20 protein-coding genes and 1 tRNA gene are annotated in these 20,880 nt (G+C 66.1%); 10 read left to right on the plus strand and 11 right to left on the minus strand.

Features of this window, described 5'->3' with window-relative positions; translation table 11 throughout:
• The first annotated feature begins 42 nt into the window (after positions 1–42).
• Both speB and argC read left to right on the plus strand, forming a co-directional pair.
• Complete coding sequence (gene speB, locus CSC94_RS12295; protein WP_099306639.1) at positions 43–993, plus strand: agmatinase; 951 nt, start codon at positions 43–45, stop codon at positions 991–993.
• A gap of 46 nt (positions 994–1,039) precedes the next feature.
• Positions 1,040–1,969: an N-acetyl-gamma-glutamyl-phosphate reductase gene (gene argC, locus CSC94_RS12300; RefSeq protein WP_099306640.1), complete on the plus strand. Its 930-nt coding sequence runs from the start codon at positions 1,040–1,042 to the stop codon at positions 1,967–1,969.
• 46 nt (positions 1,970–2,015) lie between these two features.
• On the opposite strand, the gene CSC94_RS12305 is transcribed toward argC, so the two are convergent.
• Entirely contained in the window at positions 2,016–3,122 is a 1,107-nt protein-coding gene (locus CSC94_RS12305; RefSeq protein WP_099306702.1) for a COX15/CtaA family protein, read from the minus strand.
• A gap of 165 nt (positions 3,123–3,287) precedes the next feature.
• Here CSC94_RS12305 and CSC94_RS12310 point away from each other — a divergent pair, with 165 nt between their 5' ends.
• Entirely contained in the window at positions 3,288–3,500 is a 213-nt protein-coding gene (locus CSC94_RS12310; protein WP_099306641.1) for a DUF2842 domain-containing protein, read from the plus strand.
• 5 nt (positions 3,501–3,505) lie between these two features.
• On the opposite strand, the gene CSC94_RS12315 is transcribed toward CSC94_RS12310, so the two are convergent.
• Entirely contained in the window at positions 3,506–4,564 is a 1,059-nt protein-coding gene (locus tag CSC94_RS12315) for a polysaccharide deacetylase family protein (protein ID WP_099306642.1), read from the minus strand.
• A 79-nt stretch (positions 4,565–4,643) separates the two neighbouring features.
• Between CSC94_RS12315 and CSC94_RS12320 the strand changes: the two genes are divergently transcribed.
• Positions 4,644–5,813 (plus strand): GNAT family N-acetyltransferase, encoded by a 1,170-nt coding sequence (locus tag CSC94_RS12320; protein ID WP_099306643.1) that lies wholly within the window; start codon positions 4,644–4,646, stop codon positions 5,811–5,813.
• Between the two features lie 83 nt (positions 5,814–5,896).
• On the opposite strand, the gene CSC94_RS12325 is transcribed toward CSC94_RS12320, so the two are convergent.
• On the minus strand, positions 5,897–8,152 hold the full coding sequence (locus CSC94_RS12325; protein ID WP_099306644.1) for a Wzz/FepE/Etk N-terminal domain-containing protein: 2,256 nt from the start codon (positions 8,150–8,152) through the stop codon (positions 5,897–5,899).
• A gap of 270 nt (positions 8,153–8,422) precedes the next feature.
• Here CSC94_RS12325 and CSC94_RS12330 point away from each other — a divergent pair, with 270 nt between their 5' ends.
• From CSC94_RS12330 to CSC94_RS12350, 5 genes are all read left to right on the plus strand, one after another.
• Positions 8,423–8,989: a polysaccharide biosynthesis/export family protein gene (locus tag CSC94_RS12330; RefSeq protein ID WP_099306645.1), complete on the plus strand. Its 567-nt coding sequence runs from the start codon at positions 8,423–8,425 to the stop codon at positions 8,987–8,989.
• 7 nt (positions 8,990–8,996) lie between these two features.
• Complete coding sequence (locus tag CSC94_RS12335; protein WP_099306646.1) at positions 8,997–10,133, plus strand: glycosyltransferase family 4 protein; 1,137 nt, start codon at positions 8,997–8,999, stop codon at positions 10,131–10,133.
• 77 nt (positions 10,134–10,210) lie between these two features.
• Positions 10,211–11,752 carry an undecaprenyl-phosphate glucose phosphotransferase gene (locus CSC94_RS12340; protein ID WP_099306647.1) on the plus strand — a complete coding sequence of 514 codons (1,542 nt, stop codon included), beginning with the start codon at positions 10,211–10,213 and terminating at the stop codon, positions 11,750–11,752.
• A complete protein-coding gene (locus CSC94_RS12345) occupies positions 11,749–13,017 on the plus strand; it encodes an O-antigen ligase family protein (RefSeq protein ID WP_099306648.1) in 1,269 nt (422 codons plus the stop codon). Before CSC94_RS12340 ends, CSC94_RS12345 begins: the two co-directional genes overlap by 4 nt.
• A gap of 64 nt (positions 13,018–13,081) precedes the next feature.
• Positions 13,082–13,158, plus strand: a tRNA-Pro gene (locus tag CSC94_RS12350).
• Positions 13,159–13,230: 72 nt separating this feature from the next.
• On the opposite strand, the gene CSC94_RS12355 is transcribed toward CSC94_RS12350, so the two are convergent.
• The 7 genes from CSC94_RS12355 to CSC94_RS12385 form a co-directional block, all read right to left on the minus strand.
• Complete coding sequence (locus CSC94_RS12355) at positions 13,231–13,524, minus strand: DUF1330 domain-containing protein (protein WP_099306649.1); 294 nt, start codon at positions 13,522–13,524, stop codon at positions 13,231–13,233.
• Between the two features lie 20 nt (positions 13,525–13,544).
• Entirely contained in the window at positions 13,545–14,090 is a 546-nt protein-coding gene (locus tag CSC94_RS12360) for a MerR family transcriptional regulator (protein WP_099306650.1), read from the minus strand.
• 113 nt (positions 14,091–14,203) lie between these two features.
• Positions 14,204–14,518, minus strand: coding sequence for an integration host factor subunit alpha (locus CSC94_RS12365; protein ID WP_099306651.1), 315 nt, complete (start codon positions 14,516–14,518; stop codon positions 14,204–14,206).
• A 120-nt stretch (positions 14,519–14,638) separates the two neighbouring features.
• A complete protein-coding gene (locus CSC94_RS12370; protein WP_099306652.1) occupies positions 14,639–15,610 on the minus strand; it encodes a beta-ketoacyl-ACP synthase III in 972 nt (323 codons plus the stop codon).
• Positions 15,607–16,668 (minus strand): phosphate acyltransferase PlsX, encoded by a 1,062-nt coding sequence (gene plsX, locus CSC94_RS12375; RefSeq protein WP_099306653.1) that lies wholly within the window; start codon positions 16,666–16,668, stop codon positions 15,607–15,609. The genes CSC94_RS12370 and plsX overlap by 4 nt, the downstream gene beginning before the upstream one ends.
• A gap of 121 nt (positions 16,669–16,789) precedes the next feature.
• The gene (locus CSC94_RS12380) at positions 16,790–17,344 is read right to left on the minus strand and encodes a YceD family protein (RefSeq protein WP_099306654.1); all 555 of its coding nucleotides are present in this window, start codon (positions 17,342–17,344) and stop codon (positions 16,790–16,792) included.
• On the minus strand, positions 17,341–17,895 hold the full coding sequence (locus CSC94_RS12385; protein ID WP_099306655.1) for a ubiquinol-cytochrome C chaperone family protein: 555 nt from the start codon (positions 17,893–17,895) through the stop codon (positions 17,341–17,343). Before CSC94_RS12385 ends, CSC94_RS12380 begins: the two co-directional genes overlap by 4 nt.
• Positions 17,896–18,044: 149 nt before the next feature.
• Between CSC94_RS12385 and CSC94_RS12390 the strand changes: the two genes are divergently transcribed.
• On the plus strand, positions 18,045–18,542 hold the full coding sequence (locus tag CSC94_RS12390; protein WP_099306656.1) for an outer membrane protein assembly factor BamE: 498 nt from the start codon (positions 18,045–18,047) through the stop codon (positions 18,540–18,542).
• A 99-nt stretch (positions 18,543–18,641) separates the two neighbouring features.
• On the opposite strand, the gene CSC94_RS12395 is transcribed toward CSC94_RS12390, so the two are convergent.
• Positions 18,642–20,780 (minus strand): sodium-translocating pyrophosphatase, encoded by a 2,139-nt coding sequence (locus CSC94_RS12395; RefSeq protein WP_099306657.1) that lies wholly within the window; start codon positions 20,778–20,780, stop codon positions 18,642–18,644.
• Positions 20,781–20,880 lie beyond the last annotated feature (100 nt).

Genomic DNA, 20,880 nt, shown 5'->3' on the forward strand with positions numbered 1-20,880 from the left:
GGCAATCGGGCATTGTCGCCGCAGACAAGCCGGGAGCCCGTCATGCCATCCAGTTCCATCGATCACGCCTTCACCGCGAAAAACCGTCTCGGCGCGGCCAGCGACCCGACCTATGCCGGGGCGCTGTCGTTCATGCGCCGGCCCTATTCGAAGACCCCGAAGGGCGCGGACGCGGTCGTCTGGGGCATTCCCTTCGATGCCGCCGTCTCCAACCGGCCGGGCGCACGGTTCGGGCCGCAGGCGATCCGCCGTGCCTCGGCCATCTTCGACAACGATCCGCAATACCCGTTCGACCGCGACCTGTTCGAGGCGATGGCCGTCATCGACTACGGCGACTGCCTGCTCGACTACGGCAATCACCAGAAGACACCGGCGACGATCGAGCGCGAGGCGGCGAAGATCCTGAAATCCGGCGCGTTCCTGCTGTCGCTGGGCGGCGATCACTTCGTCACCTGGCCGCTGCTCAAGGCCCATGCCGCCCTGCACGGCCCGCTGGCGCTGGTGCAGTTCGATGCCCACCAGGACACCTGGTACGACGACGGCAGGCGGATCGACCATGGCTCCTTCGTCGGCCGTGCGGTGCGCGACGGCGTCATCGACCCGGCGCATTCCATCCAGATCGGCATCCGCACCCATGCGCCGGAGGACTGCGGCATCGAGATCGTTCACGGCTACGAGGTGGAGGAGATGAGCGCCAAGGCCATCGCGGAGCGGATCGCCCGGCGCACGGCCGGACGCAAGGCCTATGTCACCTTCGACATCGATTGCCTCGACCCGGCGTTTGCGCCCGGCACCGGCACGCCGGTGGCCGGTGGGCCATCCTCGGCCCGGATGCTCTCGGTGCTTCGCCACATGGCTGCCATCGACATCGTGGGGGCCGACATCGTGGAAGTGGCGCCGGCCTATGACCATGCCGACATCACGGCCATCGCGGGAGCGACCATCGCCATGCATTACCTCGGCCTTCTTGCCGAGCGCCGCGCGGCGAAGTAAACAGCCCGCGACACCGCCCTCCCCGACCGCAGACAAGGCAGAGACCATGAGCGCGAGCATCTTCATCGACGGCGAACACGGCACGACCGGACTCCAGATCCGCGAGCGGCTCGCAGGACGGAGCGACATCACGCTCATGTCGATCCCGATGGAAGAGCGCCGCAACGAGGCGCTGCGCGAGCAGATGCTCAAGGATGCCGACGTTGCCATCCTGTGCCTGCCGGACGATGCGGCCCGCCAGGCCGTGGCGCTGGCAGCCGGTTCCGGCACGCGGTTCATCGATGCCTCGACGGCGCACCGGACGCATCCCGACTGGGTGTTCGGGTTCGCCGAGCTGGCGCCGGGCCAGGCGGGGCGCATCGCCGGGGCCCAGTTCGTTTCCAATCCGGGATGCTATTCGACCGGCGCCATCGCCATTCTCGCGCCGCTGGTGAAGGCCGGCCTGCTGCCGGCCGACTACCCGGTGACCATCAACGCGGTGTCGGGCTATTCCGGTGGCGGCAAGCAGATGATCGCGCAGATGGAAGACCAGACGCGCGACGATGCCATCACCGCCAATCACTTCGCCTACGCGCTGACGCTGGCCCACAAGCACGTGCCGGAAATCATGACGCATGGCGGCATCGAGCGGCGGCCGATCTTCACGCCGTCGGTCGGACGCTTCGACCAGGGCATGCTGGTCAACATCCCGCTGTTCACCGACCTGTTGCGCGGCACGCCCGCCATCGCGGCGATCCACGAGGCGCTGGCCGCCCACTACGAGGGCCAGGACATCGTCGAGGTGGTTGCACCGGCCGACGGCACCGCGAAGGCGCGCATCGATGCGGAAGAAATGCGGGGCACCGACCGGTTGAAGATCTACGTGCTTGGAACCGAGGGCATGGGCCAGGTAAACGTCATCGCCTCGCTCGACAACCTCGGCAAGGGCGCCTCGGGCGCCGCGGTGCAGAACCTCAACCTGATGATCGGCGCCTGACGCGCACGCGCTTGCCCGCCCGCATCGGCGGCGGGCCGGCGCGCGTTCAGTGGCGCACGACCACGCCGGTCTCCGGCACGTAGCTGCCGATCGTGCCGCGCCAGTGTGCCACGGCAAAACCGAGGACGACGAGCGCGGTGGCCTGGTGGATCAGCCCCCAGCCCAGCGGAACGTGCAGCAGCAGCGTCGTGATGCCGAAACTGGCCTGCAGGACCACCAGACCGGCCAGGATCAGGCTGCGCCGGGCATGCGTCGTTTCGGGCTCGCGCTTCATCGTCCGCAGCATGTGGATGATGGCGGCGGCCAGCACCAGGTAAGCGCCGCAGCGATGGATGAACTGCACGGTCTTGGGGTTCTCAAACGCGTTGATCCACCAGGGGTGCTGGATCCACAGGCCGCCCGGCACGACGGCGCCATCCATCAGCGGCCAGGTGTTGTAGGTGAAACCGGCGTCGAGGCCGGCGACCAGCGCGCCGAGATAGATCTGGAAAAGACCCAGGCCGACCATCCAGATCGCTCCGTTGCGGGTCTCGCGCGTTGCGCGGCCGCCGGAATGGACCGCGAGTCCGCGCGCCACGTACATGATCGAGGCGAAGATGATCGAGGCCAGCGTCAGGTGGATGGCGAGGCGGTATTGCGAGACGTCGGTGCGCTCGGTCAGGCCGGAGGCGACCATCCACCAGCCGACGGCGCCCTGCAGGCCGCCCAGCGCAAGCAATCCCAGCAGGCGCGGTTTCAGCCGCTGCTCCAGCCGGCCGGTGAGCCAGAAGAAGGCCAGGGGAATGGCAAAAAGGAAGCCGACGGAGCGGGCCAGGAACCGGTGCGCCCATTCCCACCAGAAAATCCCCTTGAACTCCTCCAGCGTCATGCCCTTGTTGATCTGCTGGTATTCCGGGATCTGCTGATACTTGACGAATTCTTCCTCCCACTCGGCCTGCGACAGCGGCGGAATGACGCCGTGAATGGGCTTCCACTCGGTGATCGACAGGCCGGAATCGGTCAGCCGCGTCGCTCCGCCCACCATCACCAGCGCGAACAGGCACAGCAGCACGATGTAGAGCCAGCGGCGGACGGTGGTGCGGTTGCGGGCCTGGCGGTCGACAATTTCCAGCGGGCGCGGCGTCGGCCCGGTGGCCATGGCAGCATCAGTCATGGGACGTCCGAATTCCTTTTCCATGAAAAGCGCTCCCTAACTGACGCAATGGCGCCGGGCTTTCAAGTGGCCATCCGGCGTGACAGGCTGTCGCGGCGGCAAGACGGTTTCCCTGGCGCGTCAATTCCAATAGACAACGGGCATCAAATCCTGGAAAAGGCCGCCATGCCCGTACGCCTGAAAAAACTCGTCGGAACCGTTCTGCTGGTGCTCCTGGTCGTGGTCTACGCGCTGGTCGCGACGACGATCGCGGCGGCACGGCTCAGCGAGTCCGGCCCGCTCGTCCACCTGGCCTATTTCCTGTTCACCGGGATCCTCTGGGTGCTGCCGGCCATGGGCATCATCAGCTGGATGGCGAAACCGCCGAAAAAGGGCTGAACCGCTCAGACGGTGACGAGGCGCTTGCCGCGGTTGGCGATCGGCGTCGTGATCCCGGTCAGCATGGTGCGCACGTAGCCGACCGACTGGTAGCGGCCGTTGATGGAAATGCGCGGCAGGGCCTGCATGTGCGCGCGATGGCCCGTGCCGAGCAGGCCGTGACGCGTGGTGGTCGCCGTGCGGAAGCCCGCCTTGCGGGCCAGTTCCACCTCGCGCGGCCCGACCGCGGCCTCGTAGCCATAGGGAAAGGCCATGTGGCGGGGGCGGAAACCCAGTTCCATCTCCAGGATGTCTGCCGCGTCGCAGATCTCGGCCATGGCCGTCCCGGCGTCGAGCCGGCGCAGGTTGTAGTGGTGGACCGTGTGGGCGCCGATGGTGACCAGCGGATGACCGGCGAAGGCGCGCAGTTCCTTCCAGGTCATGAGCGGATCGCCGTTCGGGCGCACCGGGTCGATCCCCGAGGAGACGGCGAGGTCGCGGACGATCCGGTCCTGGTCTTCCTCGGCGACATCCTGCGTCAGCCAGGCCTCGAGGCGCACATAGGCATCGCGCTTGGCGGCCATGGTCTCGCAGGCGACATGGGTCGCGACACCATCGACGTCGATGTAGAAGCCGTCGCGGCGCGCGACGACTTCCTCCAGGACATCCCACCAGAGGCAGACACGGCGGCTGATCTGGGCCGGCGCGGCGAAGACGGCGATCGGAACGTCATGGCGTTCGAGGACCGGCAAAGCCTCGCTGAAATTATCGCGGTAGGCATCGTCGGCGGTCAGGGCGAGGCTGCAGCCGTCAACCCGTCCGCGCTCGATCATGTCGGCCATCTCGTCCATGGACACGAAGCGGTAGCCGTCCTGCTTCAGGCCGGCCAGCAGGGCGTCGAGGAATTCCGGGGTCACCGACAGGTGGCTGTTGTATCCAAGCGGGGAAATCGGCGTGGTGGTGACACGGTGCAGCATCATGATGGCGCCGGCACAGGGCGTCACCGCCCTGTACAGTCGCGACAGGCCTGTCCATCTGACGCTATTGAGGATGACCTTGCGGATCACCTCGCCCCTGTCGAACATTCATTCACCTTTTTCCGGTACGACTTAAACAGCGTCGCGGACAAACAGTCTCACTAGATTAGCACCAAAGGATTGAAGGATGGTTGATGCTGCTGCTCGTATTCACGACTCCGGGCCGGCAGGCCAGGCAGGACTGAGCGCGCGCGTCGAAGCCGGGCCCGATGCCCATGCCCGGCATGCCGCCTTCTGCCGCAACGCCTTTCACGGCCCGGCACAGCATCCCTCCTGGGTGTCCCGGTGGGCCGCACACGTGAACGCGGACGTCCTTTTCGTCACAGTCTCGGCGGGTGGCGACGAGCTGTTGCGCCTGCCGCTGGAAACGGTTCCCGATGGCCTTGGCCGCATCGCCATCGCGGTCGGCGGCCGGCACGCCAACGGCAATTTTCCCGCCGTGGCCAAGGGCGCCGTGCTGCCGGAGCCGACGGCACTGGCCGCGGCCATCGCTACCGCGGTTCGCCGCGACCGGCCCGACATCAGCCTGCTTTCGCTGGAACGGTTGCAACCGGCAATCGGCGGGTGCGCCAATCCGCTGATCCTGCCGGATTCGCCGACCAGTCCCAACGTCGCCCTCGCGGTCGATCTTGCCGGCGGGTTCGAAGCGACGCTCCAGCGCCATTCGGGCAAGCGAAAGCGCAAGAAGCACCGGTCCAACGAACGCAAGTTCCAGGAACAGGGCGATGTCCGCGTCTACTGCGCACGCACGGCGGCTGAGGCCCGCCACCTGCTCGACGCCTTCTTCACCGTGAAAGCCGCGCGCTTTGCCAGCATGGGCATCCAGAACGTGTTCGGATCCACCGAGGTCCAGCGCTTCTTCCACGACCTGTTCGCCGATGCCCTGGCGGACGGGACCGGCAATTTCGTACTTCACGGCCTGGAAGTGGGGGGAACGGTGCGCGCGGTGACCGGCTCGAGCCTGTGCGACGACCGGATGATCTGCGAATTCTCCGGCTTCCTGCCGGACGAGACCACCAATACCAGCCCCGGCGACTACCTGTTCTTCGAAACGATCCGCTGGGCCTGCGAGAACGGCTTTGCCGTGCATGACTTCTCGGTCGGCGACGAACCCTACAAGCGGCTTTGGTGCGACATCGAGACGGTGCAGCACGACACCCTCATCGCGCTCAACACGCGCGGTCACGTTTCCGCCGCTGTGCAGAGCGGCGCCTCGGCCCTCAAGCGCACGGTCAAGAACTCCGCGCCGTTGTGGGCGGCCTACAAGGCCCTGCGCCGGATGCGCAACGGCAACTGACCTTCCCTCTGCGCTGCTCCTGACAGCAGAAAGGCCGCCCGGGGCGGCCCTTTCACCTTGCGGCCAAACCGTGCCGGCCTGCGTCAGGCCGCGCTGCGGCCGGTCCTTGGCGGCAGCGGCATGTTTGCAATGTCAGCCCGGCCGATAAGCAGGTTCTTGTAGCCGGCCGACACGAGATCCTCCACCGCGGCGGCGACCGTGGGGCTTGCCGGGTCGACCACGCTGAGCACGATTTCCGCCGTGGCATTGCAAACGCGCTCGATGCCGCCGGCGTCGGTCGGGCCGCATTCGATGACGATCATGTCATAGACCTGGGCCAGGGCATCGAGGATGATCGACAGGCGCTCGATGGCCCTCGCGACGCGGTCCGGCGCGCCCATGCCCGTCGGGATGACGTGGCAGTTGGAATAGAGATCGCCGTGGATGATCTCGGAGAAGGACGCCGTTCCCGCCAGGAGGTCGGTGATACCCGGGCGCGCGTTGCGCTCCAGCATGGGCAGCGATGCGGCGGCGTCGGCCGTCAGGTCGACAACGACGATGCGCAGGCCGGCATCCGCCATGGCGCGCGCGGTCAGCACGGCGGCGGCGGCCCCCTCGTCGCCTTCCGGCGAAACGAAAACGGCGCGACCGGCACCGGCGGCCATCAGGCGGCTGGCCAGTTCGTCGCTCGCCAGACCGGGATGACGGACGGCCGGGCGGACCGTCTCGCGCGCCTTGCGCGCCGCGGCCATGGATGCCCTCGTATCGGCTGCCGACATGGCCTTTTCCACGGCCTGGGCGGATTCGAACGTATCATGCCCGGGTTGGCGCCGGGGCTGAACGCGTGGCGCCGGCTCCGGCGGATCCTCGGCCACGATCGCCGCCACAGGCGTCTCAGGCGGCGGCGCCGCCACCCTGGCGGGGACCGGTTCGGCCCTGGCGACCACGGGCATGGCGATTTCGGTTGCCGGCGCTGGCGGGGCCGATACGGTGCGCATGGCGCGGCCCGACACCAGTTCACCAAGCAGGGTGGCGACGGTCATCAGCAGGAGCGCCCCGACGAAGGTGGCGCCAAGAATGGGGATCTTCTTGGGGAAATAGGGATCGCCGGGAACGATGGCGCGCGAGAAGACCCGCGCGTTGACCGGGCTGTAGGCCTTTTCCTTGCGCGACGCGGCCTCGCGGAAGCGCACGAGGTAGGATTCCAGGAGATCGCGCTGGGCCGCGGCCTCGCGTTCGAGGGCACGCAGTTCGACCTCGCTTTCCGAAACGCGGGCCGGTTCGGCCTTCAGCCGGTTCACGTCGGCAATGAGTTCGCGTTCACGCAGGCGGGCGGTCTCGGCTTCCGTCTTCAGGCCGGCGAGCACCTTGTTCGCCTCGGCCCGGATCTGGGTGTCGAGCTGGCCAAGCTGCGACCGGAGCGAACGGATGCGCGGATGATTGTCGAGCAGCGTCGTGGACAGGTCGGCGATCTCGGCGCGCAGGTCGACCTTCTTCTCGATCAGGCGCTGGATTAGCGACGACGTCTGGACTTCCGGAATGGCATCGACCGCGCCGCCGGTCTCCAGCGCGCTGCGGATGGACTGGGCGCGGGCCGCCGCGGCCGCCCGGCTGGCGCGGACGCGCGACAGTTCGGTGGAGATCTCGGAAAGCTGCTGGGTGGCCAGCGAGGCGTTGTTCTGGCCGACGGGAATGTCGTTGGCGGCGCGATAGTCGGCGACGCGGGCTTCCGCGGCCTTCACGCCCTCGCGCAGCTTGTCGATCTCCGGCTTCAGCCATTCGGTGGCCGTGGTGTCGGTTTCCAGCTTGGCCTTGCGCTGGAGCGCCATGTAGGCGTCGGCGATGGCATTGGGCACATCGGCGGCCAGTTTCGGATCCTTGGAGGAGAACTGGATCACGATGACCCGCGTGCCCTCGGTGCGGTAGACCTTGAGCCTTTCGCGCATGTTGCGCAGCACCCGTTCTTCCAGCGTGCCCTGCGAGGGCTCCGTCAGGAAAGGAATCGACAGGGAGGTGCTCTGGGTGAACTCGCTGCGCGACGCCAGCTTCAGCTTGTCGGCGACCTGCGACAGCAGCGCCGTTGAGGCAACCAGCTCGACCTGCGACTGGACGCTTTCCTGATCCAGCGACTTGTCCTCGCCCGGCTGAAGATTGGGCCGCGTGTAGACCGATTCCCGGGTCTCGATCAGGATCCGGGTTTCCGCCATGTACTTGGGGCTGAGAACCATCGTGACGGCAAGGGCTGCTGCCGTCGCGGCAAGGGCAACGAGGAGGATGCGACCCTTCCTGCGCCACAAGCCGGCGACGAGGGCCGGGAAATCGATATCAACGTCTTGAGCCGTTCCATTCACGCCGGACATGCGTTTACTCCGAATACTATCCGACGCACATGGTAAACGGGCTTGGTTTCCCACACGTTAAAATGAAAGACGTCGCTTAATCAGGTCCGAATAATGTCCCGGACCCGCGATGGCGGGCATACGCCCGGCCCGGCGCCCCATTGGAAAAGGCGTTTTCGAGGGCCGATGCGCGGCGGCTTTACCGGGCATTAACCCTAACAACAGATAAGTGGATGCCGATGAATGCGGACCGGTGCCCCGGCACTGCCGCTCCCATGAGGGTAAGAGTTCATGAACCGCCGCGTATTCGCCCTTGCCGCCCTTTCCGCCACCCTGGCAGCGACAACCGGGTGCACCGCCTATCGACCGACGCCGCCGGCGTTTCACAAGGCCCTGTACCAGCCGTACCGCCTGGATGCCGGTGACCGGGTCCGCATCACCGTGTTCGAGCAGGAGGGCCTGACAAACACCTATTCGGTCGACCAGTCGGGCTACATCGCCTTTCCGCTCGTCGGGCAGGTTCCGGCGCGCGGCCGCACCGTGACCGAACTCGAAGCCGCGATCGCGCAGGAACTGCGCGCCGGCTACATCCGCGATCCCGACGTCTCGGTCGAGATCGATCGCTACCGGCCGATCTTCGTCATGGGCGAGGTCGGCGCGGCCGGGCAATATTCCTACGTCCCCGGCCTGACGGTCCAGAAGGCGATCGCGCTCGCCGGCGGCTTCTCGGCACGGGCCAGCCAGGGCAGCGTCGACGTGACCCGCGCGATCAACGGCAAGGTCATGACCGGCCGCGTGCTGCTGTCCGATCCGCTCCTGCCCGGCGACACGGTCTACGTGCGCGAACGCTTCTTCTGACCCGAACATGTCCGATTCCCGGCCGCTGAACATTGTCCATTGCTTCCGTTCTCCGGTGGGCGGGATCTTCCGCCATGTGCGCGACCTCTCCCGGGCGCAGCAGGCGGAGGGGCACAGGGTCGGCATCATCTGCGATTCCACGACCGGCGGCGACTTCGAGGCACGCATGCTCGAAGCGCTCGAACCGGAACTGTCGCTCGGTGTCCAGCGCACCGCCATGCAACGTCACATCGGCCCCGGCGACCTCATGGCCGCGGCCAGAACATACAGTCTCATCAAGGAATTGAAGCCGGACGTGGTTCACGGCCACGGCGCCAAGGGTGGCGTCTATGCCCGTGCGTTCGGCTCGCTTCTGCGGGTTTCCAGGTCTCGCGTCGCCCGCCTCTATTCACCGCATGGCGGAAGCCTGCACTACGACCCCGACACCAAGACGGGCCGCTTCTTCTTCTTCCTGGAGAAACAGCTGTCGCGGCTGAGCGACTGCATCCTGTTCGTGTCGGAGCATGAGCGCCAGACCTTCCTGACCAAGGTCGGGCGGCCGCACTGCCGGTCGGAGCTGGTCTACAACGGGCTGACGCCGGGCGAATTCGAGCCCGTCGCGCCCGATCCGGACGCCACCGACTTCCTGTTCATGGGCATGCTGCGCGACCTGAAAGGGCCGGACATCTTCGTCGATGCCGTCCTCAAGGTGACGCGCCCGGATGGCACGCCCGCCAGCGCGACCGTTGTCGGCGAGGGCGAGGACCGCGCCATGCTGGTGGAGCGGGTGCGGGCGGCCGGCGCCACGGACCGGATTTCCTTTCACCCGCCGATGCCGGCCCGCGAGGCTTTCCGGCTGGGCCGCATCATGGTGCTGTCCTCGCGCGCCGAGGCGCTGCCCTACACGGTGCTGGAGACGCTTGCGGCCGGCAAGATCATGATCGCCAGCCGTGTCGGCGGCATTCCGGAGATGCTCGGCGAGACCTCCCCTGCCCTGACCGAACCCGACCCGCACCGGCTGGCGGCGACCATGCAGGCCGCCCTGGCCGACGAGGCCGGTTTCCATGCCGCCATGCCCGGGATCGAGACCCTGAAGGCGCGGTTTTCGTCCGACGTCATGGCGTGGCGGATCACCGGCCTCTACCGCGAAATCCTCGCCGCCTGATCAAGGGTTTCTTAGCAACCCGCTGATATAAAATCCCCCATGCCAGTATTCGGCAAAGCCTTGCTTGCAGGACCGGGATGAACCAGATCGATCCGAAAAAGACCTATTCGCCTGAGACGGTGCGCTCCTTTCAGCCGGAGGACAGCGACCGGGCCGAGGTGAAACGCGCACTCAACGCGATGGCGAAGACCGTGGCGGCGCAATATCGCGACGACTCGCTCTCTCCCAACCTGATCGGCGGGATCGTGCGCCTGTTCGAGTTCTACGTGATGTTCCTGACGGGTTTCGCCGTCTTCGCGAACTATCTCGGCTCGCCCTTCCTGCAGGTTCCGCTCTACGTCGCGGCCATCTTCGTCGGCTCGATCCTGACGGTGGTGATGTTCGAATTCGCCGAGGGCTACCGGATCAGCCGGCTGCGCCGTCCCTTCCTGCGTCTCGACCGCACGGTGCTGGCCTATGCCGGCACCTTCGGCCTGCTCGCGCTGACCTCCGTCTTCCTCAAGATCTCGGCGGATTTCTCCCGCGTCTGGTTCGGCACCTGGGCCGTGACCGGGTTTGTCGGGATCCTCGTGCTGCGGGCCGTCTTTGCCCGGCTGATTGCCCGCTGGTCGCGCAACGGCCGGATGGAGCGGCGCGCCGTCATCGTCGGCGGCGGCAAGGAGGCGGAGAAGCTGATCCGCTCGATCGAGCGCTCTCCGCACAACGACGTGCGCATCTGCGGCATCTTCGACGACCGCGACGACAGCCGCTCGCCGCCGATCGTGGCCGGCTATCCCAAGCTCGGCACCGTCGATGACCTGCTTGAATTCGCGCGCATCGCACGCATCGACATGATGATCGTCGCCCTGCCGCTGACCGCGGAACGGCGCGTGCTGACCATGCTCAAGAAGCTCTGGGTGCTGCCCGTCGACATCCGGCTTTCGGCCCATGCCAACATGCTGCAGTTCCGCCCGCGCTCCTATTCCTACGTCGGCAACGTGCCGATGCTGGACATTTTCGACAAGCCGATCACCGACTGGGATTCGGTGGCCAAGCGGATGTTCGACATCGTCTTCTCGGCGCTGGCGATCATCGCCTTCTCGCCGGTGATGCTGGCCACGGCCATCGCCATCAAGCTGGAGAGCAAGGGGCCGGTGCTTTTCAAGCAGAAGCGCCACGGCTTCAACAACGAGCCGATCGAGGTCTACAAGTTCCGCTCGATGTACACCGAGATGTGCGACCCGACGGCCAAGCAGGCGGTCACCAAGGACGATCCGCGCGTCACCCGGGTCGGCCGCTTCATCCGCAAGACGTCGATCGACGAGCTGCCGCAGTTCTTCAACGCGCTGTTCGGCTCGCTGTCGCTGGTCGGCCCGCGTCCGCACGCGGTGGCCGCACAGGCGCACAACCTGCTGTTCACCGAGGTGGTCGACGGCTATTTCGCCCGCCACCGGGTGAAGCCGGGCGTCACCGGCTGGGCGCAGATCAACGGCTGGCGCGGCGAGGTGGACAGCGACGAGAAGATCCAGCGGCGCACCGAGTTCGACCTCTACTACATCGAGAACTGGTCGCTGCTGTTCGATCTCAAGATCCTGTTCCTGACCCCGATCCGGCTGCTGAAAACGGACAACGCATATTGAGCGCGATTGCCCACGACATCCCGCGTTCGGCGATCAATGCCAAGCTGGCCGCCATGGCCGGCACGTTCTCGGTGGCCATCGCCACCGCCCTTGCGGGGTTCGTGATCCGGGAGCCGGCGCCCTACGAGATTTACATGGTCGGGCTGATCGCGCTGTGGGCCCTGTCCGGGGCACTCACCTTCTCGCGCTCGATCACGCCGCTGTTCACGCTCATCATCACCTTCAACATCGGCGGCTTCCTGTCGATGCTGACCATGGCGGAGATCCGCGACACGCCGCTCTACCTGGCCGTCTCGCTGTTCCTGGGCTTCTCGGCGATCTTCTACGCGGCGGTGCTGGAAACCCGCCCGCATTATTTCAGGCCGATGTTCACTGCCTGGGTGATCGGCGCCTCCGGCACGTCCCTGCTCGGCATCCTGGGCTATTTCCATGCCTTTCCGGGGGCGGAAATGTTCACGCTTTACGGCCGCGCGGCGGGTGCCTTCCAGGATCCCAACGTGTTCGGCCCCTATCTCGCGGCGCCCGGCTTCTACCTCGTCTACCGGCTCGTCGCGGGCCGGATCAGCGACATGGCGCGCGTCGCGCTGCCGCTGCTCCTGATCACGCTCGGCGTGTTCATGTCCTTCTCGCGCGGGGCCTGGGGGCTCTACGGGCTCGGCATCGCCGTCCTGGTGATGATGATGTTCATCCAGAACACGTCGACGCGATTCCGGCTGCGGATCATCATCATGACCGCGGTCGCGGTACTGCTGCTGATCGTGGCGATCGCGATCGCGCTGCAGATCCCCTCCGTGCACGAACTGTTCGAGACCCGCGCCAAGCTGGTGCAGGACTACGACGGCGCGCGGCTGGGCCGGTTCGCGCGCCACATCATCGGCTTCACCATGGCGCTGGAAAAGCCGCTCGGAATCGGGCCCCTGAATTTCGGGCTGATCTACGGCGAGGACACGCACAACATCTGGCTGAAAGCGCTGATGGACTACGGCTGGCTGGGCTTCTGCTCGCTGTTCCTGCTGGTGATCTGGACGCTGGCCGCCGGCGCGCGGATCCTGTTCAGGCCGCGGCCCTGGCAGCCCTTCTTCATGACCGCCTATGTCGCCTTTCTCGGCCACATCCTGCTCGGCACCGTGATCGACATCGACCACTGGCGCCATTTCTACATCCTGCTCGGCATGGTCTGGGGCGTCATCGGGCTGGAGCACAAGGTGCAGGCAGCGCGCGCCGCGGGGCGCGAGCACCCGGCGCTGGCGGCAGGCCGGGCATGAAATGACAGGGCCCGGTATTATTCCGGTTGCCAGCGGGGCCGTTGCCAGCTAGAAGGCCAACCGTCGGAGCGTAGCGCAGCCCGGTAGCGCACTTGACTGGGGGTCAAGGGGTCGTGGGTTCGAATCCCGCCGCTCCGACCATTTTCCTCACCGGATCAGACGACTGGCAGGCCACGCCTGCGACGGCCCGCCGTGCGTCGAAACGCAACGGTGTCAGTCGATTCCGTCGACGATGACCACCGTGCTCTTCGAATTGGCGTGGCGGATGGCGGCAACCGGGGCATATTCGTCGGAGCGTGCAAAGGCCTTGGCGCTTGCCATGTCCGGGAACTCGATGATCACCAGGCGGGTCGGTGTCCACAGCTCGCTGTCGACCACGTCCAGTTCACCGCCCCGGGCGCGGTAGCGGCCACCGTATTTTTCCGCCAGCGCCTTCGCCTTGGGCAGGTATTCCTTGTAGGCCTCCGCGTCGCGGATATCGACATCGGCGATGATGAATGCGGGCATGGTTTCCTCCAGGTTGGCGATCAGCGGACCTGATCGAGCAGGCGCTTGCATTCCAGGAGGTCGAACAGCGCCTCCTGCAGCAGGGCGCGATTGTCCTTCGACAGCTTGCCGGAGCCGGCATCGACCGGACCGTCGTCATCGGGACGGCCAAGACCGAAGAAGCGGCGCGGCTGCTTCGGGCGTGCCTCGCCGACGAGCTGGTCGTCATCGACCGGCGCTTCCGGCGCGGCATGGGGCTTCTGCGATTCCAGCTCGGTCTGCTTCTTCTGGGCGATCGCCTCGATGGCCGAGACATCGCCGCTGCCCAGCGCAACGACGAAGGGCACGCCGTTCTCCTTGACCAGGCGCTGCACGCCCTTGATCGTGTAGCCCTGATCGTAGAGCAGATGGCGGATGCCCTTGATCAGCTCCACGTCCTGTGGCCGGTAATAGCGACGGCCGCCGCCACGCTTCATCGGCTTGATCTGGACGAAACGGGTTTCCCAGAAGCGCAGGACATGCTGCGGAAGATCGAGATCCTCCGCCACTTCCGAAATCGTCCTGAAGGCGTCCGGGCTCTTTTCCATGGCTCACTCCCGATCAAGATCACGGCGACCCGGACCGGCGGCCACGAATCAACATCCCTCATCTGACCGCTGTCAGCGAACGGATGCAAGACCGGCGTCACCTCCCCTGCGGGTCAGTCTCCGCGGGATTGCTTGTGGGCGTCGATGATCTTGTTCTTGAGAACGTTGGAAGCCTTGAAGGTCATCACCTTGCGCGGAAGGATCGGGACTTCCTGGCCCGTCTTCGGGTTTCGACCGATCCGCTCGTTCTTGGAGCGAACCTGAAATGTCGCGAAGGATGACAGCTTGACCGTCTCGCCACGCACGATGGCGTCGCAGATTTCATCAAGCACCGATTCAACCAATTGGGCCGATTCCGTGCGGGACAATCCCACCTTGCGGTAGACCGCCTCCGCCAGATCAGCGCGAGTTATCGTTTTGCCGCTCATGCGCCGGTTCCAGCCCGTCCTCTCCCTGATAGCAGAAAACCTACCCGCGACAGGGAGGCAAGGTCAAGGTGAAATCCCACCCGATTCGCCCGCAAATCCTGACAGGAAAAGACGTTTTTCCTACATTCGGACCAGAACGGCGCCCCAGGTGAAGCCCCCGCCCATGGCTTCCAGCAATACGAGGTCGCCCTGCTTGATGCGTCCGTCGTTGATCGCTTCGGTCAGGGCAAGCGGCACCGAGGCCGCCGATGTGTTGCCATGATGATCGACGGTCACGACCGTCTTTTCCTCCGGGATTCCCAGCTTGCGGGCAGAGGCATCGATGATCCGCTTGTTGGCCTGGTGGGGCACGAACCAGTCGAGATCGTCGGCGGTGATCCCGGCCTGGGCGAAGACATCCTCGATCACGTCGGTGATCATGCCGACGGCGTGCTTGAACACCTCGCGTCCCTGCATGCGCAGGTGGCCGATGGTGCCGGTGGTGGAGACGCCGCCATCGACGTAGAGCTTGTCCTTGTGGCTGCCGTCGGAACGCAGCGAAGCCGCCAGGACGCCGCGGTCGCTGATCGCGCCGGTGCCTTCCCGCGCTTCGAGAACGACTGCGCCGGCACCGTCGCCGAACAGGACGCAGGTGGTCCGGTCATTCCAGTCGAGGATGCGGGAAAAGGTTTCCGAGCCGATGACCAGCGCACGCCTGGCCATGCCGCCGCGCAGGTGCAGGTCGGCGGTGTTGATGGCGAAGACGAAGCCGGAACAGACGGCCTGCATGTCGAAGGCATAGCCGTGGTGGATGCCGAGCCGCTCCTGGATTTCCACCGCCGTCGCCGGGAAGGTGTTGTTCGGCGTGGACGAGGCAAGCACGATGAGGTCGATGTCGCCGGGCTGCAGGCCGGCCGCCTTCAGCGCCGCGCGTGCCGCCGCCTCGCCCAGCGAGGCCGTCGTCTCGTCTTCCGAGGCGATATGGCGCTGGCGGATGCCGGTGCGCTGGATGATCCATTCATCCGACGTCTCGACGATATTCTCGAAGTCGGTGTTGGCCATGATGCGGCGCGGCAAGGACGAGCCTGCGCCGAGAATCACCGAACGGATCATGCATCTTCCCCCGTCGACGCCGTGCCCCCGGCCGCTGCGGGCTGTCGGGCATGGAAGCGTTCCAGATCGCGGCCGATCTGTTCGATCAGGCGGTTGCGAACCATGTCATATCCCAGTTCGACAGCGGCGGCGAAGCCTTCCGCGTCGGTTCCACCATGGCTCTTGACCACGATGCCGTTCAGGCCGAGGAACACCCCGCCATTGGCCTTTCGCACGTCCATCTTCTCGCGCAGGTAGGAAAAGGCGCCGCGGGCGAAGAAATAGCCGACCTTGGCCATGAAGGTGCGCTGCATGGCCGAGCGCAGGTAGCCGGCAATCTGCTTGGCGGTGCCTTCGGCCGTCTTCAGGGCGATGTTGCCGGAAAAGCCCTCGGTGACGACCACATCGGTGGTGCCCTTGCCGAGGTCGTCGCCCTCGACGAAGCCGTGGTAGGTCATCGACGGCAGCGCGGCATCGCGCAACATGCGGCCGGCCTCGCGGACCTCTTCCTGGCCCTTGATCTCTTCCACGCCCACGTTGAGCAGGCCGACGGACGGCCGCTCGACGCCGAACAGCGCACGCGCCATGGCAGCGCCGAGAATGGCGAAATCGGTCAGTTGCTGAGCGTCGGCGCCGATGGTGGCGCCGACGTCGAGCACGACGCTTTCGGAGCGGACCGTCGGCCAGATGGCGGCAATGGCGGGACGTTCGATGTTGGCCATGGTGCGCAGGCAGAATTTCGACATGGCCATGAGCGCGCCGGTGTTGCCGGCGGAGACGCACACGTCGGCCTCGCCCTTCTTCACCGCCTCGATGGCCCGCCACATGGAGGATTTCCAGCGACCGTTGCGCAGGGCCTGGCTCGGCTTGTCGTCCATGGCGACGGCCACTTCGCAATGGAAGAACTCGCTCTTCGCCTTCAGGCGGGGCAGGTCGTCGAGAACCGGCCGGACCGCTTCCTCGCGTCCATAGAGCAGGAACGTCACGTCGCCGCGGCGCTCCAGAACCTGTTCCAGCCCGGGCAGGACGACGGACGGGCCGAAATCGCCCCCCATGGCATCAATCGAAATGCGAATCACGCGTCTGGCTTTCCCGTCATGGCACGGCCTCTGGCGGGCCGATCTTTCGAAGTGCCGCGAAAATAGCGGTTTTGGCCGTTCGCACAATGGCCTTGAAGGCGATTTTCATGGCCACGGGTCGTCATTTCGGTTTGTCCCCTTTCAAAACGGCCAGTTTTGCAAAGGGGTTGGGCTTGTCTTCCGGTTGTGGCTCGACGTCCTGCGGCAAATGGGCATCGGGCTTGCGGGGATAGGGGTCGATCGCCAGTTCGAAATGCTCCTCGGCCAGCGCACCGACATCCACGCTGTCGCCGGCGAAGGGCTCGGGCGCATCCTCGCCCTCGGCATCGACCAGGATCTCGCCGGAGGGGTCTTCCATGCGCGCCAGCCGCGAGCCTTCCGGCACGAATACGGCGTTGATCTCTTCCTCGATGTGGTTTTTCAGCGGGTCGAGCGTGACCACGCACAGCTGCACGATGTCGGCGGTGACCGTGCCGGTGACCCGCACTCCGTCCTTCTTCCAGCGCGTTACCAACAGATCGACAGCGAAGGCATCGACGGCTTCAAGCCCGTGTTCCGCGGCAAGCGCGGCTCGGCTCTCCTCGTCGGCCGCCCAGGTCACGGGCATGCCCTTGTCGGGCAGGCGGGCGACATGGACGCGCCAGGAAACGGGGCTGCGGGTGTCCGTCGAGGTCATGTCCGGTCCTCCATGGTTCCGGCTTCGGGAAAGGCGACACGGCCGCCCTGGATGGCCTCGTCGGGCTGGCCGGCCAGGGCATCCTCCGCCGCCAGGACGTAGGCGGCCAGCGACGCGGCGGCCGGCCATTCGGCGGCATCGGGGCGGATGTTGCGTTTCAGGGCGGCGGCAAGCGCCGGTTCGTCGCGGGTGGCGACGGCATGTTCGTAGCTTTCGAGGCGGCCGAAATACATCCGCGCCAGCTTCTTCATCCGCTTGGGCACGGACGTGTCGCCAATGCCCAGTTCGCGCAGGGAATGGTCCACCTCCTTGAAGAAGACGTCGGTGACGTCCTGCGAGATGGCAGCGAGATGCCCCTCGTGCCCGCGGGTGCGGCGCAGGAAGAGGAACATGTGCAGGCCGATCATCTCGAACCGGCCAAGCGGCGTGTCCGGCACATCCCAGGCCGCATAAAAATGCGGCTGCCGCGCGGCTGCCACGATTTGCCCGTAGAGGCCATCGGTCAGATCGTGATTGACCCTGGCCTTGCGGCTGAACAGGCTTGCGAACATGGATCGGTTCTCCTGGTTTCACCGGTCGTGAAAGCGTGGGCCGGTTGCATCGGCGCTCAAGCTGGTTTACCGAGTTTCGGCACGGGCGCAAGCGAGACGAGCGCCCCAGCCCCGTGGACAGGTCCACGGGCCCAACGAAGGAGATTGCGTTGCGTTCCTCCGATTTCAAGCCCCGCGCCACCCGGCGCGTCGCGGTTCTGGCCGCTGGCCTTGCCGCCATCTCGGCCCTGGCCGGATGCAACACGGCGAATACGCTGAACCCGTCCGAGACGCTCAAGCAGGGCTACGTCATGGACGAGCAGGCGCTCGAACTGGTGCCGGTCGGCTCCTCGCGCGAGCAGGTGCTGCTGGCGCTTGGCACGCCGTCGACCACCTCGACGTTCCAGAACGAGGTCTTCTACTACATTTCCCAGACGCGCAAGCGCGCGGTGGCCTTCATGCAGCCCAAGCTGGTCGACCAGCGGATCCTGACGATCTATTTCGGCGAGGACGGACGCGTCTCGCAGATCGCCAACTACGGCCTGCAGGACGGCAAGGTGTTCGACTTCATGTCGCGCACGACCCCGGTCGCCAGCCGCGAGACCTCGTTCATCGGCCAGATGCTGACCGGTCTCGGCAAGGCGCCGCCGCGTCTGCCCGGCACCTGATATCCGGATATCTCCCGCGCGCCGGCCTGGCGCGGCCGGACAGAAAAAACCCCGCGGATCGCTCCGCGGGGTTTTCGTTTTTCGCTGACCCTGACGGGATCAGTGTGCCAGCACGGCGAGCAGCAGCAGCGCCATGATGTTGGTGATCTTGATCGCCGGGTTGACGGCCGGGCCGGCGGTGTCCTTGTAGGGGTCACCGACCGTGTCGCCGGTCACGGAGGCCTTGTGGGCTTCCGAACCCTTGACATGCTTGACGCCGTCCTTGTCGACAAAGCCGTCCTCGAAGGACTTCTTGGCGTTGTCCCAGGCGCCGCCGCCAGAGGTCATCGAGATGGCCACGAAGAGGCCGTTGACGATGACGCCGAGCAGCGAGGCACCGAGGGCGGCGAAGGCCGACGCCTTGGAGCCGGAGATCAGCAGCACGCCGAAGTAGACGACCAGCGGAGCCAGCACCGGCAGCAGCGACGGGATGATCATTTCCTTGATCGCGGCGCGGGTGAGCATGTCGACCGCACGGCCGTAATCCGGCTTCTCCTTGCCTTCCATGATGCCCGGCTTCTCGCGGAACTGCTTGCGCACTTCCTCGACAACCGCGCCGCCGGCGCGGCCGACCGCCGTCATGGCAATGCCGCCGAACAGGTAGGGGATCAGGCCGCCGAAGATCAGGCCCGCCACCACGTAGGGGTTGGACAGTTCGAAGGAGACCTGGCCGATATCGGCGAAGTAGGGGAACTTCTCCGGGTTCTGGGCGAAGTAGGTCAGGTCGTTCGAATAGGCGGCGAACAGCACCAGGGCGCCGAGGCCGGCCGAACCGATGGCATAGCCCTTGGTCACGGCCTTGGTGGTGTTGCCGACCGCGTCGAGGGCGTCGGTGGTCTGGCGCACTTCCGGCGGCAGGTCCGACATCTCGGCAATGCCGCCGGCGTTGTCGGTGACCGGGCCGAAGGCGTCGAGCGCGACGATCATGCCGGCGATGCCGAGCATGGCGGTGACCGCGATGCCGGTGCCGAACAGACCGGCGAGCTGGTAGGTGGCGATGATGCCGCCGACGATCACGATGGCCGGCAGCGCCGTCGATTCCAGCGAGACCGCGAGGCCCTGGATGACGTTGGTGCCGTGACCGGTGACCGAGGCCTGGCTGATCGAGTTGACCGGGCGCTTGTTGGTGCCGGTGTAGTACTCGGTGATCACCACGATCAGCGCGGTGACGATCAGGCCGATGACGCCGCAGATGAACAGGTTGGTGCCCGTGATCAGCATGCCGGCGACGGTACCGATCTCGCCCCAGCCGATGGTCAGCGACGTGGCGCCGCCAAGGCCGACGATGGAGAGCAGGCCGGTGACGACGAGGCCCTTGTAGAGGGCGCCCATGATCGAGCCGTTGGAGCCGAGCTTGACGAAGAAGGTGCCGATGATCGAGGTGATGATCGAGGCGCCGCAGATGAGCAGCGGGTAGATCATGACCGACGACAGCACTTCGGTGCCGGCGAAGAAGATGGCGCCGAGGACCATGGTGGCGACGACGGTCACCGCGTAGGTCTCGAACAGGTCGGCGGCCATGCCGGCGCAGTCGCCGACGTTGTCACCGACGTTGTCGGCGATGGTGGCCGGGTTGCGCGGATCGTCTTCCGGGATACCGGCTTCCACCTTGCCGACGAGGTCGCCGCCGACGTCCGCACCCTTGGTGAAGATGCCGCCGCCGAGACGGGCGAAGATGGAGATCAGCGAGGCGCCGAAGCCGAGCGAGACCATGGCGTCGATGACGGTGCGGTCGCCGGGCGCCAGGCCCATGGGGCCGACGAGGATGGTGTAGTAGACCGAAACGCCGAGCAGGGCGAGACCAGCCACCAGCATGCCGGTGATGGCGCCGGACTTGAAGGCGATGTCGAGACCGCCGGCCAGCGAATTGGCGGAGGCCTGCGCGGTGCGCACGTTGGCGCGAACCGACACGTGCATGCCGATAAAGCCGGCAGCGCCGGACAGGACGGCACCGATCAGGAAGCCGACGGCGGCGGTGGCCGACAGCAGCACCCAGGCAAGGATGAAGACCACGACGCCGACGATGGCGATGGTCGTGTACTGGCGGGTCAGGTAGGCCTGCGCGCCTTCACGCACGTAACCGGCAATTTCCTGCATGCGGGCGTTGCCCTGATCGGCGGCCAGCACCGAACGGGTTGCCCAGATCGCATAGACGATGGACAGCAGTCCGCATGCGATGACAACTAGTAGTATGGTCATTGAAGACTCTTCCTCCTCATGGCCGGCCCGCAGAACCCCCGGGGCCGACCCGTGACAATTTCCCGGGCCAGGCCAGGGCCTGCCCCTCCGGGACCGGGGC

This window comes from Zhengella mangrovi (assembly GCF_002727065.1).
Classification (GTDB): Bacteria; Pseudomonadota; Alphaproteobacteria; order Rhizobiales; family Rhizobiaceae; genus Zhengella; species Zhengella mangrovi.